The 13,619-nt window shown below is 50.7% G+C and carries 13 protein-coding genes; 8 read left to right on the top strand and 5 right to left on the bottom strand.

The features are described from left to right. Positions 1–97: 97 nt before the first annotated feature. The 5 genes from ETV65_RS19095 to uxaC form a co-directional block, all read right to left on the bottom strand. Positions 98–1,777, bottom strand: a complete 1,680-nt coding sequence (locus ETV65_RS19095) for an alpha-amylase family glycosyl hydrolase (RefSeq protein WP_129954681.1) — start codon at positions 1,775–1,777, stop codon at positions 98–100. Between the two features lie 182 nt (positions 1,778–1,959). After that, positions 1,960–2,514: a YgjV family protein gene (locus ETV65_RS19100; protein WP_129954682.1), complete on the bottom strand. Its 555-nt coding sequence runs from the start codon at positions 2,512–2,514 to the stop codon at positions 1,960–1,962. Between the two features lie 96 nt (positions 2,515–2,610). Beyond that, entirely contained in the window at positions 2,611–4,101 is a 1,491-nt protein-coding gene (locus ETV65_RS19105; protein ID WP_129954683.1) for an altronate dehydratase family protein, read from the bottom strand. A gap of 10 nt (positions 4,102–4,111) precedes the next feature. Further along, the gene (locus tag ETV65_RS19110; protein ID WP_129954684.1) at positions 4,112–5,563 is read right to left on the bottom strand and encodes a tagaturonate reductase; all 1,452 of its coding nucleotides are present in this window, start codon (positions 5,561–5,563) and stop codon (positions 4,112–4,114) included. 157 nt (positions 5,564–5,720) lie between these two features. Then, complete coding sequence (uxaC, locus tag ETV65_RS19115) at positions 5,721–7,133, bottom strand: glucuronate isomerase (RefSeq protein WP_129954685.1); 1,413 nt, start codon at positions 7,131–7,133, stop codon at positions 5,721–5,723. 969 nt (positions 7,134–8,102) lie between these two features. Between uxaC and ETV65_RS19120 the strand changes: the two genes are divergently transcribed. From ETV65_RS19120 to ETV65_RS19155, 8 genes are all read left to right on the top strand, one after another. Then, positions 8,103–9,395 carry an MFS transporter gene (locus tag ETV65_RS19120; protein WP_129954686.1) on the top strand — a complete coding sequence of 431 codons (1,293 nt, stop codon included), beginning with the start codon at positions 8,103–8,105 and terminating at the stop codon, positions 9,393–9,395. A gap of 189 nt (positions 9,396–9,584) precedes the next feature. Beyond that, positions 9,585–10,361: a transcriptional regulator ExuR gene (exuR, locus tag ETV65_RS19125; protein WP_129954687.1), complete on the top strand. Its 777-nt coding sequence runs from the start codon at positions 9,585–9,587 to the stop codon at positions 10,359–10,361. A 382-nt stretch (positions 10,362–10,743) separates the two neighbouring features. Continuing rightward, positions 10,744–11,424, top strand: a complete 681-nt coding sequence (locus ETV65_RS19130; protein ID WP_129954688.1) for a DedA family protein — start codon at positions 10,744–10,746, stop codon at positions 11,422–11,424. Beyond that, positions 11,424–11,807, top strand: coding sequence for an EnvZ/OmpR regulon moderator MzrA (gene mzrA / locus ETV65_RS19135; RefSeq protein WP_129954689.1), 384 nt, complete (start codon positions 11,424–11,426; stop codon positions 11,805–11,807). Before ETV65_RS19130 ends, mzrA begins: the two co-directional genes overlap by 1 nt. A 132-nt stretch (positions 11,808–11,939) precedes the next feature. Next, the gene (locus ETV65_RS19140) at positions 11,940–12,317 is read left to right on the top strand and encodes a DUF1090 domain-containing protein (RefSeq protein WP_129954690.1); all 378 of its coding nucleotides are present in this window, start codon (positions 11,940–11,942) and stop codon (positions 12,315–12,317) included. A gap of 147 nt (positions 12,318–12,464) precedes the next feature. Further along, positions 12,465–12,767, top strand: a complete 303-nt coding sequence (locus ETV65_RS19145) for a YqjD family protein (protein ID WP_129954691.1) — start codon at positions 12,465–12,467, stop codon at positions 12,765–12,767. Positions 12,768–12,769: 2 nt separating this feature from the next. Continuing rightward, the gene (locus ETV65_RS19150; protein ID WP_129954692.1) at positions 12,770–13,177 is read left to right on the top strand and encodes a phage holin family protein; all 408 of its coding nucleotides are present in this window, start codon (positions 12,770–12,772) and stop codon (positions 13,175–13,177) included. Beyond that, complete coding sequence (locus tag ETV65_RS19155; RefSeq protein ID WP_129954693.1) at positions 13,174–13,458, top strand: YqjK-like family protein; 285 nt, start codon at positions 13,174–13,176, stop codon at positions 13,456–13,458. Before ETV65_RS19150 ends, ETV65_RS19155 begins: the two co-directional genes overlap by 4 nt. Positions 13,459–13,619: the final 161 nt, after the last annotated feature.

Here is a 13,619-nt window from a genome sequence, read left to right on the forward strand (position 1 = left end):
TCATGAAGATTTCCTTTTCTAATTTATAGCCAGCCGAAATCACTGGCCTGTGGAATATCAAACCCTTAGGCTATTAAGCATTTAAATAACGACTTCTTTAATGACACAACCAGATATATTGGTAAGCCTTTAATGTTATTTCTCCGTGGCATTCCAAAGAGAGATGGCCAGGTAAAACCTGATAACTCCCCGAAGGGAAATTTATCTGAACAGGTGTTGCGGAAAGGTTGAACAGGCAAACTATTTCTTCCTTACCCTGCCCCCGGGTAAAAGCAAACACACTTTCATGGCATTCAATGACACGCATCGGCGCGCAAGGATGAAATGCCGTTTGTTCAGTCCGGCAGGCGATTAATTTTTTCAGTTCGCAAAATACCCGTGCACGTAATGAATCAGGTTTCGACAATATCTTTTCAATTTCCGTGACATCATATTTTTGCCGGTTAATTGCCCGGTTATGCCCGGCGATTTCTGTGCCCTGAATATCGTTACGTGAACCGAGAATACTTTGAATATACACCGCAGGAACACCGGGGAACGCCAGCAAAATGGCGTGCGCCAGCATGAAGCGCTGCAAACGGATATCATCACCGTCCGCCTGCCGGTTCAGCGCATCCATATAGGTGACGTTGATTTCATACGGACTGGTGCTGCCATCCGGATTATTTTTATACGACACCCGTGCGCCTTCCTGTTGCAGCGCCTCCACCAGCCTGAGGATTTCCGGTTCCGGCAGTAATCCCCGCAACGGATTGAGGCCAATGCCATCATGTGAAGCAAGAAAATTAAAGAAGGTAGTGGCGGGAGTACAGGCATCCAGACCGGCGGCCCAGCGTTTCAGCGTTTCGCCATTTTCACAGTGTATGGCATGCAGAACCAGTGGTGGCAGCGGGAACTGATAGACCATCTGCGCTTCATCATACCCGTTACCGAAGTAACTGATGTTGTCCTGATGCGGCACGTTAGTTTCGGTAATAATCACGGTGCCGGGGGAAACATAATCCACCACAGCGCGGAATAACTTCACCAGTAAGTGCGTTTTGTGCAGATGAATACAGGAGGTGCCGGGTTCTTTCCACATGTAGCCGACCGCATCGAGACGCACATACTCAGCGCCTTCTGCGAGGTATTTCAGCAACACGTCCAGCATATCGCGCAACACGTCAGGATGCGCAAAATTCAGGTCGATCTGATCCGCGCTGAAGGTGGTCCAGACATGGCGGGTTTCGCCATTTTCACAACGGAACGCGGTTAACAGCGGCGACTGTCGGGGGCGGGTCACGCCAGATAAATCACTATCCCCGTTCAGGCTAATAAAATAGTTTTCGTATTTCGAATTACCCGCCAGAAATTGTCTAAACCATTCACTGCTGGCGGAAATATGATTGCACACATAATCAAACATCAGCCGTGAAGATAATCCAAGCTTGCGAACATCTTCCCAGTCCCCCGCCACCGGACTGACTTGCTGATAATCAATTACGGAGAAACCATCATCCGACGAATAAGGATAAAATGGCAGAAGATGCACAATATTAAAAACATCCGCCAGATGACGCTGATAAAAATAATCAAATACGGAGAGTGTTTTTTCTTGTTTGTTTGTGAACTGATCTGCGTAGGTGATCAATACCACATCTTTTTCATCCCATCCCTGTTTTGCGGTATAGGCCATTTCATTTCTGGCAACGTCAATACGTGTAAACAGATCATCTAAAAATACCGGTGACAGTTTCCCGGCATATATGTCTTTCAGTAATCCCTTAATAGCGTCCATGATTCTTCCTTTTCCGTGGGACCGCTCCCACGAAAAAGGAAACTACTCCTGCGTCCGGAAGTTGTCAACGAGGCAAACAGGCCGGAAGAATCAATACAGGGAGAAAAAGAGAATTATTATTGCAATCTGTGAGCAGATTCAAAATAAAGAGGATAAACAAATAAAGGATAAAAAAGCAGGGATTATCCCTGCTTATCCATCTTCTCAACAATCTTCTTCTCGACCTCAAACGGGTCGATACCACGCAGTTGCAGGCGACGGAAACGGATGATGTTAAATCCGTTCATCAACAGAAAACTGCCTTCAATCAGTGAGCCACCAATCGAGCCAAGCCAGATGTTATGCGCTACCCAGCAACACGTAGAGCACCACATAATGCAGCGGGTTGTCAGTCCGCTGGTGCGGAACAGTGCCCAGGTACTGACCACGGTCGCGCCGACGGGCAAGAGTTCCACCCAGTGGTGGGCACGGCTTAGCCCGAGCACCAGCGTCAGAACGATGAAAATCACCATAATCCACTGATTACGGGTACGCAGGGAAATCAGTGTGCGCAGGGAATTGAGTAAGGCGCTCATGCCTGCAGGGGCAGCCCCCATCATCAGAAAATGCACGCCAATAATCGCGCTGTAGGCAGAAAGTTGTTGTTTAAAGCGGCGGTCGCTGCGGTTGAAAAACATTGTGATGCCAACCATAAAGGCCACAACACCCACTGACTGGGCAAACCAGTAATACGTCATTTGTCAGGCGTCTCATACGTGAAATGCTTACGCTGCAAAAGCAAACGGCGCTTCATAATTGAAACGCCGTTTCATTCTAACGAGAAAACTGAACTGTTACAATGTGACACCGCTTTTAAAGATGGCTAATTCGCGGAAATCATTAAGTTCGTTTTTGGCTTTGCGGCCATCAGCGATCGCAACGATCAGATCCACAAATTCACCCAGCAACTGATCCATACTGACATCGTGGATCAGGCGTCCGGCATCAAAATCGATCCAGTGCGGTTTTTTTGCTGCCAGTTCACTGTTGGTGGCCAGTTTCACTGTCGGCACAAAGCCGCCGTAAGGCGTGCCGCGTCCGGTACTGAACAGCACCATATGACAGCCTGCACCGGCCAGCGCACTGGTGGCAACGGCGTCGTTGCCTGGCGCACTTAGCAGATTCAGCCCAGGCATAGTCAGGCGTTCGCCGTATTTGAGTACGTCCACCACCGGGCTTTGGCCCGCTTTTTGGGTACAACCCAGCGATTTTTCTTCCAGCGTGGTGATACCCCCGGCTTTGTTACCCGGAGACGGGTTCTCATAAATCGGCTGATTATGTTCGATGAAGTATTGTTTGAAATCGTTCACCATGTGAACGGTTTTCTCAAACGTACTTTCATCGCGGCAACGGCTCATCAGGATCCGTTCTGCGCCAAACATTTCAGGCACTTCTGTCAGCACGGAAGTACCACCGTTGGCGATCACATAATCAGAGAAACGTCCCAGCAGCGGGTTAGCCGTGATACCCGACAAGCCGTCAGAGCCGCCACATTCCAGCCCGAATTTCAGTTCGCTGAGTTTACCGGGCACACGTTTGTCGTCACGCATTACGGCATACAGTTCGCGCAGACGTTCCAGACCCGCTTCCACTTCGTCGTCAAATTTTTGCAGCGTCATGAAACGCACGCGCTCTTCATCGACTTCGCCCAGCGTTTCACGGAATACGTCCACCTGATTGTTTTCACAACCGAGGCCGATCACCAGCACCGCACCGGCGTTCGGATGGCGTACCATGTTTTGCAGCATCGTACGGGTGTTCACATGGTCATCGCCCAGTTGCGAACAACCAAACGGATGCGTGAACAGGTAAACACCATCGGTGCCTTCCGCATCATTGGTCTCTTTAAGGAAACGTGACTGGATCTGACGCGCGATACCGTTGACGCAACCGACGGTCGGGATCAGCCACAGTTCGTTACGGATCCCCACCTGTCCGTTTTTGCGGCGAAAGATCTGCACATCGCGATCCGCCATTTGTTCCGGCAGGCTGGCGAAGTCCGGCTGATACTGATATTCGTCCAGATCGCTCAGGTTAGTTTTGCCGTTTTGCGAATGGATATGCACACCTGGTTCAATCGCCGTCAGCGCATGCCCGATCGGCAGACCGTATTTCACGATGTTTTCCCCCGCCGCAATCGGGCGCAGAGCAAACTTATGACCACGTGCAACAGGCTGAGGCAACACCACGGTGTAACCGCCTGCTTCGACCTGCTCACCCGCGTCGATATCGCGCAAAGCAACGGCGACGTTATCAGCGGTATGGATTTGAATGATACTTTGCATAGTTGCTCTCTTAGCTGTAAGCCGCCAACGCATCGCGCATGCCACGGTCTTCAATTGACTGCAATTGTTCGGTCACTTTTGCCGTCAGACCCGGCACGGTATTCAGATCACGTCCCCAGTGTTCTTCATCCGCCAGCACGGTCTCGACCAGCCCGGCCAGCGGCAGGCTGCCGTTGCGCACGTTGCCCCAAAGTTCGGAGAAGCGGCTCAGCCAGTGTGCATCGTCCTGCAGCGGATAAATTTCACCGTTACGTTCGCCACGATAAAACGCCAGCAATGCTGCCAGCGCAAACGTCAGGCGCGGCGGCAGGAGCTGATTCTTTTCCTGGCTCGCCAGCAGTTGCGGCAGAATGCGGGTGCGGTATTTGGTCATACCGTTCAGGGCAATCGACAGCAACTGATGCTGGATGAACGGGTTGCGGAAACGGCTGAGTACCGCCTGAGCAAAGGACGTCAGTTCATCCTGCGGCAAATCCAGCACCGGAGAGATTTCCTCGGAGATCGCCAGTTCGACAAAGCGGCTGATTTGCGCATCATTCATCGATTCGCCCACGGTATTCAGCCCTGACAGGAAGGCCACAGGCACCAGTGCGGTGTGCGCGCCGTTAAGGATCGCCACTTTGCGTTCTTTATACGGTTTGATGTCGTCAACCAGGCGGATATTCAGCGGCAGTTTGTCCAGACGCAGTTCCTGAGCGAGACTTTTTGGCCCCTGGATCACGAACAGATAGAAGTGTTCGGCGCTGTCGAAGAAACTGTCCTGATAGCCCAGTTCTTCCTGCAGGCTGTCAACTTCACTGCGCGGATAACCGGTGACGATGCGGTCAACCAGCGTTGAACAGAAGGTGTTGCTGCTTTCCAGCCACTGAGTAAATGCCGCTGGCAACGCCCACTGTTGTGCGTAACGCAGCACCAGTTCCTGCAATGCTTCACCGTTGTAGTCGATCAGTTCACAGGGCAGCAGAACCCAGCCTTTATCAGCCGCACCGGAGAAATGTGTGAAACGTTCGAACAGTAACCGGGTCAGTTTGGCCGGGAAGCTGGCCGGAGGCGTATCGTCCAGACGGTCACTTTCCACATAGCTGATACCCGCTTCAGTGGTGTTAGAGAACACGAAGCGGATATTCGGATCGCGGGCCAGCGCCAGATACTCATCAAACTGATGGTAGATATTAATTTCACGGTTAACGGAGCGGATGATTCGGGTATCACGCACCGTTTGCCCTTGTTCGTTCAGGCCGCTGATGATGGTGGTATACAGGCCATCCTGCGTGCTGAGTGAAGGCGGGAAGTCGGTGTCAATCGGACGAACCACTACGATCCCGGCATCCAGATCGGTATGTTCGTTCAGCAGGTCGATTTGCCAGTCGACAAACGCCCGCAGGAAATTACCTTCACCGAACTGAATAATTTTGTCCGGATGTTGACGGCCAGGGAAGTCACGGCGATTTAACCTTTGCATCTCACATTCACCTTAATTTGCTCAGACTCCGGTCTTTGAGGGCGGGAAAATTGCCCCGTGGCCGTCGTTGTCTATTGGGATAGTTGTTTGTTATTTAAGTATTTATTTTCAGGAGCGCAGGAACCTGCGCTCCGTCGTACTGCTCAGTTCCTGCAGATCAATTCAGTTCAATCTGGAAATACTGTTTCGCATTATCGAAGCAGATGTTTTTTACCATGCTGCCCAGCAGTTCGATGTCTGCCGGTGCTTCGCCATCTTCCACCCAGCGACCGATCATCTGGCACAGAATGCGGCGGAAGTACTCATGACGCGTATAAGACAGGAAACTGCGGCTGTCGGTCAGCATGCCAACGAAACGGCTGAGTAAGCCCAGGTTAGCAAGCTGCGTCATCTGACGTTGCATACCGTCTTTCTGGTCGTTAAACCACCAGCCGGAACCGAACTGCATTTTGCCCGGCATCCCTTCTCCCTGGAAGTTACCGACCATGGTGCCGATCACTTCGTTATCACGCGGGTTCAGGCAATACAGGATAGTTTTTGGCAGGCCACCGGCCAGACCTTGTGCGCCCAGTAATTTAGACAACGGTTCAGCCAGCGGCTGGTCGTTAATCGAGTCAAAACCGACGTCTGCGCCAATCAGCTGGAACATACGGGTATTGTTATTACGCAGCGCGCCAATGTGATATTGCTGTACCCATTCACGACGTTGATATTCAGACGCCAGGTACAGAAGAACGCCGGTTTTGAACTGAGCAATTTCTTGTGCAGTTGGCGTTTCACCACTCAGACGACGGGCCAAAATGCCATCCAGCGTTGCGTCATCCGCTTCACCATAAACCACCACATCCAGCGCATGGTCTGACACTTTGCAACCGTGGGCCGCGAAGTGATCCATACGTTTTTTCAGGGCATCGCGGAGATCGCTGAAACGGGTAATGGACACATCTGCGGCAGCTTCCAGTTTCTTCATGTAATCCACAAAGGTTGCCGCTTCGATGTTGAAAGCTTTGTCCGGGCGCCAGCTTGGCAGCACTTTGATATCAAAAGCGGAATCCAGGGCGACAGCTTTATGATGTTCCAGTGAATCGATAGGATCATCAGTGGTACCGACCATTTTCACGTTCATCTGTTTCATAATGCCGCGGGCAGAAAATGCATCCTGCGCCAGCAATTCATTACCACGTTCCCAGATTTCGCCTGCGGTAGACGGCGAAAGCAGTTTACCGGTGATACCAAACGGACGGCGCAGCTCAAGGTGAGTCCAGTGATAAAGCGGGTTACCGATAGTGTGAGGAACGGTTGCCGCCCAGGCGTCAAATTTTTCGCGGTCGCTGGCATCACCCGTACACATACGTTCAGGCACACCGTTGGTACGCATTGCGCGCCATTTGTAGTGATCGCCTTTCAGCCAAATGTCATACAGGTTTTTGAATTTGTAGTCCTGCGCAATCAGCTCAGGCGGCAAATGGCAGTGGTAGTCAAAAATGGGCTCATCTTTCGCGTAGTCATGATACAGGCGACGTGCGAATTCAGTGTCGAGAAGGAAGTCTTCCGTTAAAAACTGCGCCATCTTAAGTTCCTCATCATCAATTCTGTAGAGTTATCACTCAATGGTGCGAAGTTATCACACCAATTTAAGCTATCGTCCAGTACTTTTTAACGGACAAAAGCCGCTAAACCGCCTGATTTCATTCCAAAAAACAAACTAATTCTCTGTAAAACAATGGCTTTATCGCCATCAGGTACTGGTGCTTATTATCCTCACAATCAGAGTGTCATTTTGTGATGTCACTCAAACTTTAAATCTGTATGACAAGTTAATTGATGCCCAATGTAATAAAAGTTCGGTGATTCTTTAATTACACCTTTCCCTTCAGCCTGCCCCCGCCCGTGCCACAGCGGAGCACCATCACGTAAGGCTCCGGCGACCGGATGCTCATTTGTCGTACGGATTATCTCTCATAAATGAACAAATAAGGTCGTTCATTAACTGTGCGTTTTAAATGTGATCGTTTCGTAAAGTTGTTACACCAATTACGTTTCGATAATCAGATTGTCATTGTTACTGATGGTTCTAAAAGTGTGAAGCTGATCATGCGAAAGGCCACTTTCATTGTAAAATCAAGTAAATAAGTATGTAGTTAAAAAACTTACGTAACCACACAATATAAATGTGGTTTTGTGATGTCATTCAAATTTTAAATCTGTATGACAAGTTATCTTTGCATCGCCCGGACAAGAGCGTCAGAGATTACCTGCCACGTCCCTTCGCTGTTGCCCGGGCAAAACACTTCCCGGGTGCAGTCATCCCTGGCGAAGCAGTAATTCTGGTGTTCAGGACGTTCATCGGACACTTACGCACAGATAACAATAACGCAGTGCGTAATAACACGGGCAGCTCCCAGTGAAATCATCTGGCGGCCACGTTCCCGAAAATACTTTAAGGAAGCCAGAACCCCCACGCTTGTTCAGGTGGTGCGAAATGCGCCCTGACAGCCTGATGTTGTCATCGCCGGATTATTTACTGGGAGAGAGTTAAATGGGTAAGATTAAAGGGTTACGCTGGTACATGATCGCCCTGGTGACATGCGGCACTGTATTAGGTTATTTGACACGTAACGCCATTGCAGCCGCAGCGCCAACGCTGATGAGCCAGTTAAACATCACCACACAGCAATATTCATACATCATCGCCGCCTATTCTGCCTGCTATACCCTGATGCAGCCGGTCGCCGGTTACGTTCTCGACGTCATGGGCACCAAAGTAGGCTATGCCATGTTCGCCATCATGTGGGCAGTCTTCTGTATGGCGACCGCGCTGGCGAGCAGTTGGGGTGGCCTGGCTATCGCCCGCGGTGCCGTCGGTATGGCTGAAGCCGCGATGATCCCTGCCGGCCTGAAAGCCAGCAGTGAATGGTTCCCGGCCAAAGAGCGTTCTATCGCCGTAGGTTACTTCAACGTCGGTTCATCAATCGGCGGGATGATTGCGCCGCCACTGGTCGTCTGGTGTATCGTGATGCACAGCTGGCAGCTGGCCTTCATCATTACCGGTGCACTGAGCCTGATCTGGGCGCTGAGCTGGCTGGTCTTCTACAAGCATCCTAAAGATCAGAAGAAACTCAGCACTGAGGAACGTAATTACATTCTGGAAGGTCAGGAAGCACAGCATCAGACCAACAACGGCAAGAAAATGTCTGCCTGGCAGATCCTGCGTAACCGCCAGTTCTGGGGCATCGCGCTGCCACGTTTCCTGGCGGAACCTGCCTGGGGGACGTTCAATGCCTGGATCCCGCTGTTTATGTTCAAAGTGTATGGCTTTAACCTGAAAGAAATCGCGATGTTTGCCTGGATGCCGATGCTGTTTGCAGACCTCGGTTGTATCCTGGGCGGCTATCTGCCACCGTTATTCCAGAAGTATTTCAAAGTTAACCTGATCGTTTCCCGTAAGCTGGTCGTGACCATGGGGGCGGTTCTGATGATTGGCCCTGGCATGATTGGCCTGTTCACCAGCCCTTACGCCGCTATCGCTTTATTGTGTGTAGGTGGTTTTGCTCACCAGTCACTGTCCGGTGCGCTGATCACTCTGTCTTCTGACGTGTTCGGTCGTAACGAAGTGGCTACCGCCAACGGTCTGACCGGGATGGCAGCCTGGATGGCAAGCACCATGTTTGCTCTGGTGGTCGGTGCGCTGGCCGATACCATCGGTTTCAGCCCGCTGTTTGCGGCCCTTGCTGTCTTCGACCTGCTTGGTGCCATCATCATCTGGACAGTCTTGCAGAACCGTTCTGCTGTAGAACCTGTCCCGGCTCCGCTGAAAACCGCGAAAGCCTGAGTTCTTGTTTGTCAGCCCGGTAAGTATCTTTACCGGGCTTTGCTTTTTCTGCCCTTTCTGCGGTGCCTTTCTGTCCAATGTACGGTGCATCAACCTTTCGTAAAACGTATACTGGCACTGGTATAATAAATTTACAGGTCTGTCCGACACTCACTTCTTACAGGTTTCACTACTTTAAAGAGCACTCATATGGAATCCACAGACACCAGACGCCTCTATCAACAACTGGCTGCCACGCTCAAGGAACGCATCGAAACAGGCTTATATCCGGTTGGCGAGAAGCTGCCCGCCGAACGTCTGATTTCCGATGAAATGGATGTCAGCCGCACGGTCGTGCGTGAAGCGATTATCATGCTGGAAGTTGAAGGTTATGTAGAAGTCCGTAAAGGGTCGGGAATTCATGTGATGTCCAATCAACAGCGCCACCTTGTGGTGACCGATTGTGGCAGCGAGTTTGGTACCGCCGGTCCGTTTGAGCTGTTACAGGCACGTCAGTTGATTGAAAGTAACATCGCTGAATTCGCCGCCACGCAGGTCACAAAGCAAGACATCATGCGTTTGATGGAGATTCAGGAGCATGCGCGCCAGGAAGACCGCTTCCGCGATTCCGAATGGGATTTAAAATTCCACGTGCAGGTGGCACAGGCCACGCAGAATAATGCCCTGGCGACTATCGTGGAAAAGATGTGGAGCCAGCGTTTGCATAACCCGTACTGGCGCAAACTGCATGAGCACATCGATGAGAAGTCTATTGAGAGCTGGTGTGAAGAACATGATCTGATTTTGAAAGCCTTGATCCGCCGTGATCCGCACGCCGCCAAACTGGCGATGTGGCAGCATCTGGAAAATACCAAACAAATGCTTTTCCGCGCCACCAGCGATGATTTCGAGTTCAACGTAGACCGTTATCTTTATTCAGAAAACCCGGTTGTTCATCTCGATCCGCCGCTACTGAATACTAAATAAATTCCCCTTAAGGCAGGTTAATTCCCCCAACCTGCCTTTTTCCAGCTTCTGCTTTCTCCCCGTCAATCCTGTCAGGCACTGTCGAGTAGTGTCAGTCAATGTAAAACCCTTTTCCATAATGTGCTTCAGACTTAAATGATCGGTCTCAACACGCTATATTTACCTGTCTGAGTTATTGTTATTTTGTTACAGTTAGACCACTTTTTTTACCCGTTCAGGCCCGGTTAAACAGGCGCCGGGACGCGTAAATCCCCGAAGAACTCATGACCAGAAGCCCGCCAGGGAAAAGGCGACCTTATCAGTAAAACAGGCAGCGTCGAGACGAATTCTCCGCTGATGTCTTTCGCTGACCCACTGAAAATGATGGAGTTTTACTACACCGATGGAAATTATCAGTTCACTTATCGATGCCCTCTGGCAGCAAGATTATAAAACTCTGGCTAATCCGCAATTAGTCTGGGCGTTGTACCTGATTTTATTCATGATTATTTTTCTGGAAAACGGTTTGTTGCCTGCGGCTTTTTTGCCGGGCGACAGCCTGCTGATCCTGGTGGGCGTGTTGATCGCCAAAGATGCCATGAATTTCCCCCTCACCATTTTCCTGCTGACCAGTGCGGCCAGCCTCGGTTGCTGGCTGAGTTACGCTCAGGGAAAATGGCTGGGCAACACCCGAATAGTACAAAGCTGGCTGGCCCATTTACCTGTGCATTATCATGAACGTGCGCACGCACTTTTCCATAAACACGGTCTTTCCGCCTTGTTAGTCGGGCGTTTTCTGGCCTTTGTACGTACACTGCTGCCAACCATTGCCGGGCTGTCAGGCCTGAGCAACAGCCGTTTCCAGTTTTTCAACTGGGCCAGCGGGTTGTTGTGGATCCTGATCCTGACCTCGCTGGGGTATTTCCTCGGTAAAACCCCGCTGTTCCTGAAGTACGAAGATCAGGTGATGAACTGCCTGATGCTGCTCCCTGTCCTGCTGCTGGTCGGTGGCCTGGTCGGTTCGATTGTCGTGTTGTGGCGCAAAAAACACGCAGACCGACAGAACAAAGGCAAGAACGCATAATGAAGCGCAGATTGCTCAAACGTTCATTTATCTGGCCTGTGCTGCTCATACTGCTGGCCGCCGCCGCTATGATCGGGCTGGCAGTATCACGTCTGCCGGCACCGGCCGGCGCGCTGCAAATCCGCCCCGCCAGAGCGGGCATCTCCTTACCTGATGGTTTTTATGTATACCAGGGGCTGAGCCAGCACGGTATCCATATTAAAAGCATTACGCCACTGGATGATGCTTTGGTGGTGCAACTGGACACCGCCTCACAACGCAAAATGGCCGAAACCGTATTACAGGACATTTTGCCAGCCGGATTCATCATCCGGTACTACGAACCTCCGCATGATAAAACCTGGGTGGCTAAACGGGATCTTGACCGCATCAAATTTGGATAAGAAAACGCGCAGGATTTGTCTCATATCACCGCCTGTTCAGCGGTGATATGATTTAGACGCTACACATTCAGGAAAAAATCATTAATGGAATTAAGTGCCACACTCACTTAAACGTCAAAAGGAAACCTGACGATGAAAATCACGCTATCTGCCCTCACGCTTGTTCCTGCATTGCTGTTCACCACAGCCGCTTTTGCCGCACCTCAGCCGGAAAGTTGTGTAACCAAACAACAGGAAATCCAGAAACAAATCGGCGAAGCCCGTGCGCATAACAACCAGAACCGCATTGACGGTCTGGAGAAAGCATTACGTGAAAATAAAGCGCATTGCACCGATGCAGGTCTGAAAGCTGAAAACCAAAAACGTGTTGATGAAAAACGTGAAAAAGTTGCCGAACGTGAGCAGGAGCTGAAAGAGGCTCTGGCCAAAGGCGATCACGAAAAAATCCTCAGGAAACAGCAAAAACTGGAAGAAGCGACGTCAGAACTCAAAGAAGCGGAAGGCCATTAATCGCTTTTCAGCCTGACAGATTTTATCTCATGCCACAGCGGATTTTCAGTGATCTTGCCTTTTGAAACAGACGATTCGCATTTGCGATCACCCGAATATCCGCTATGTTAAAAGTTCGAATCAGTTAACGTATGGAGTGACTTACACATGGCTAGTAATACATCAGAACAACTGCGCGCTGAACTCAAGTCATTGGCGGACACCCTGGAAGAAGTTCTCCAGACCTCTACCGACAAGCCGAAAGCTGAACTCGATAAACTGCGTGGTAAAGCAGAATCCCTGCTCAAAGATACCCGTGAGCGTCTGAGTGACACAGGTGATAAAATTGCCTATCAGACCAAAGAAATTGCGGGCAAAGCTGACGATTATGTGCGTGAAAAACCCTGGACGGGCGTCGGTATTGGTGCCGCGGTCGGTGTTGTGATTGGCGTTCTGTTAGCCCGCCGCTGATTATGGCTGAACCAATCAAACCTGCGCCACAAGGGCCGGGAAAAGGGTTATTTGACATCGTTTCACGCATTGCTACCGTGGTGGTAAGCATTGTTGAAACACGTGTCCGGCTGGCCGTGGTTGAGCTGGAAGAGGAAAAGGCCAATATTTTCCAATTGCTGCTCATGGCTGGCATTACCCTGATATTTACCGCCTTTGGTCTGATGAGTTTGCTGGTGGTTTTATTCTGGGCCATTGACCCGGCCTATCGCCTTACGGCGATAGCAACGACGACCGGCGTGTTGCTGCTTCTGGCGGTGATCCTGGGTGCGATGACGCTGGCGAAAGCCAAACGCTCAACCCTGCTTAGCCTCACCCGTAAGCAACTGGACATCGATCGTGCCCTGCTGGAAAAGGATGACGAGCTATGAGTATCCCGAACCGTGCTATCGAAAAAGTCAGGTTGATGCGCAAAATTGAGCGTCAGCGCGGCGAGCTTTCTCAGGCCGGTTCAGACTGGCTGGATGCCACCGCGAAAGTGGATCACTATTGGGTAAAACTCGTGGATATGCGTAAATATCTGGTTGTCGGCTCCAGCCTGCTGGCCGTTTACGGTATTCGCCATCCCAGCGCAGTGGTTCGCTGGTCACGGCGCGCTTTCGGCATCTGGGGCACCGTAAAATTGTTCCGTAAAACCCTCGGCAACAAATAGTCTCAACCTCCGCAATCAAAAAGGGCTGATGGGTAAACCATCAGCCCTTTTCTTTTTGAATAACAACCCCGTGGCTGTTCAATTTATTTGAATCATTCAGACAGATTTACTTGCTAACATAACTTATTCATCCGACTTATTATCTCGTCATCAACTGATGC

Origin of the sequence: Rahnella sp. RFA10(1/100), assembly GCF_004195115.1 — a bacterium.
GTDB classification, from domain to species: Bacteria; Pseudomonadota; Gammaproteobacteria; order Enterobacterales; family Enterobacteriaceae; genus Rahnella; species Rahnella perminowiae.

What these genes read in the sequence shown, in the direction of transcription:
- ETV65_RS19140 (WP_129954690.1), top strand. Translation starts at nt 11,940, where the DNA reads ATGAAAATCACGCTATCTGCCCTCACGCTTGTTCCTGCATTGCTGTTC.
- mzrA (WP_129954689.1), top strand. Translation starts at nt 11,424, where the DNA reads ATGAAGCGCAGATTGCTCAAACGTTCATTTATCTGGCCTGTGCTGCTC.
- ETV65_RS19110 (WP_129954684.1), bottom strand. Translation starts at nt 5,563, where the DNA reads ATGCAAAGGTTAAATCGCCGTGACTTCCCTGGCCGTCAACATCCGGAC.
- uxaC (WP_129954685.1), bottom strand. Translation starts at nt 7,133, where the DNA reads ATGGCGCAGTTTTTAACGGAAGACTTCCTTCTCGACACTGAATTCGCA.
- ETV65_RS19100 (WP_129954682.1), bottom strand. Translation starts at nt 2,514, where the DNA reads ATGACGTATTACTGGTTTGCCCAGTCAGTGGGTGTTGTGGCCTTTATG.
- ETV65_RS19145 (WP_129954691.1), top strand. Translation starts at nt 12,465, where the DNA reads ATGGCTAGTAATACATCAGAACAACTGCGCGCTGAACTCAAGTCATTG.
- ETV65_RS19150 (WP_129954692.1), top strand. Translation starts at nt 12,770, where the DNA reads ATGGCTGAACCAATCAAACCTGCGCCACAAGGGCCGGGAAAAGGGTTA.
- ETV65_RS19095 (WP_129954681.1), bottom strand. Translation starts at nt 1,777, where the DNA reads ATGGACGCTATTAAGGGATTACTGAAAGACATATATGCCGGGAAACTG.
- ETV65_RS19130 (WP_129954688.1), top strand. Translation starts at nt 10,744, where the DNA reads ATGGAAATTATCAGTTCACTTATCGATGCCCTCTGGCAGCAAGATTAT.
- exuR (WP_129954687.1), top strand. Translation starts at nt 9,585, where the DNA reads ATGGAATCCACAGACACCAGACGCCTCTATCAACAACTGGCTGCCACG.
- ETV65_RS19155 (WP_129954693.1), top strand. Translation starts at nt 13,174, where the DNA reads ATGAGTATCCCGAACCGTGCTATCGAAAAAGTCAGGTTGATGCGCAAA.
- ETV65_RS19120 (WP_129954686.1), top strand. Translation starts at nt 8,103, where the DNA reads ATGGGTAAGATTAAAGGGTTACGCTGGTACATGATCGCCCTGGTGACA.
- ETV65_RS19105 (WP_129954683.1), bottom strand. Translation starts at nt 4,101, where the DNA reads ATGCAAAGTATCATTCAAATCCATACCGCTGATAACGTCGCCGTTGCT.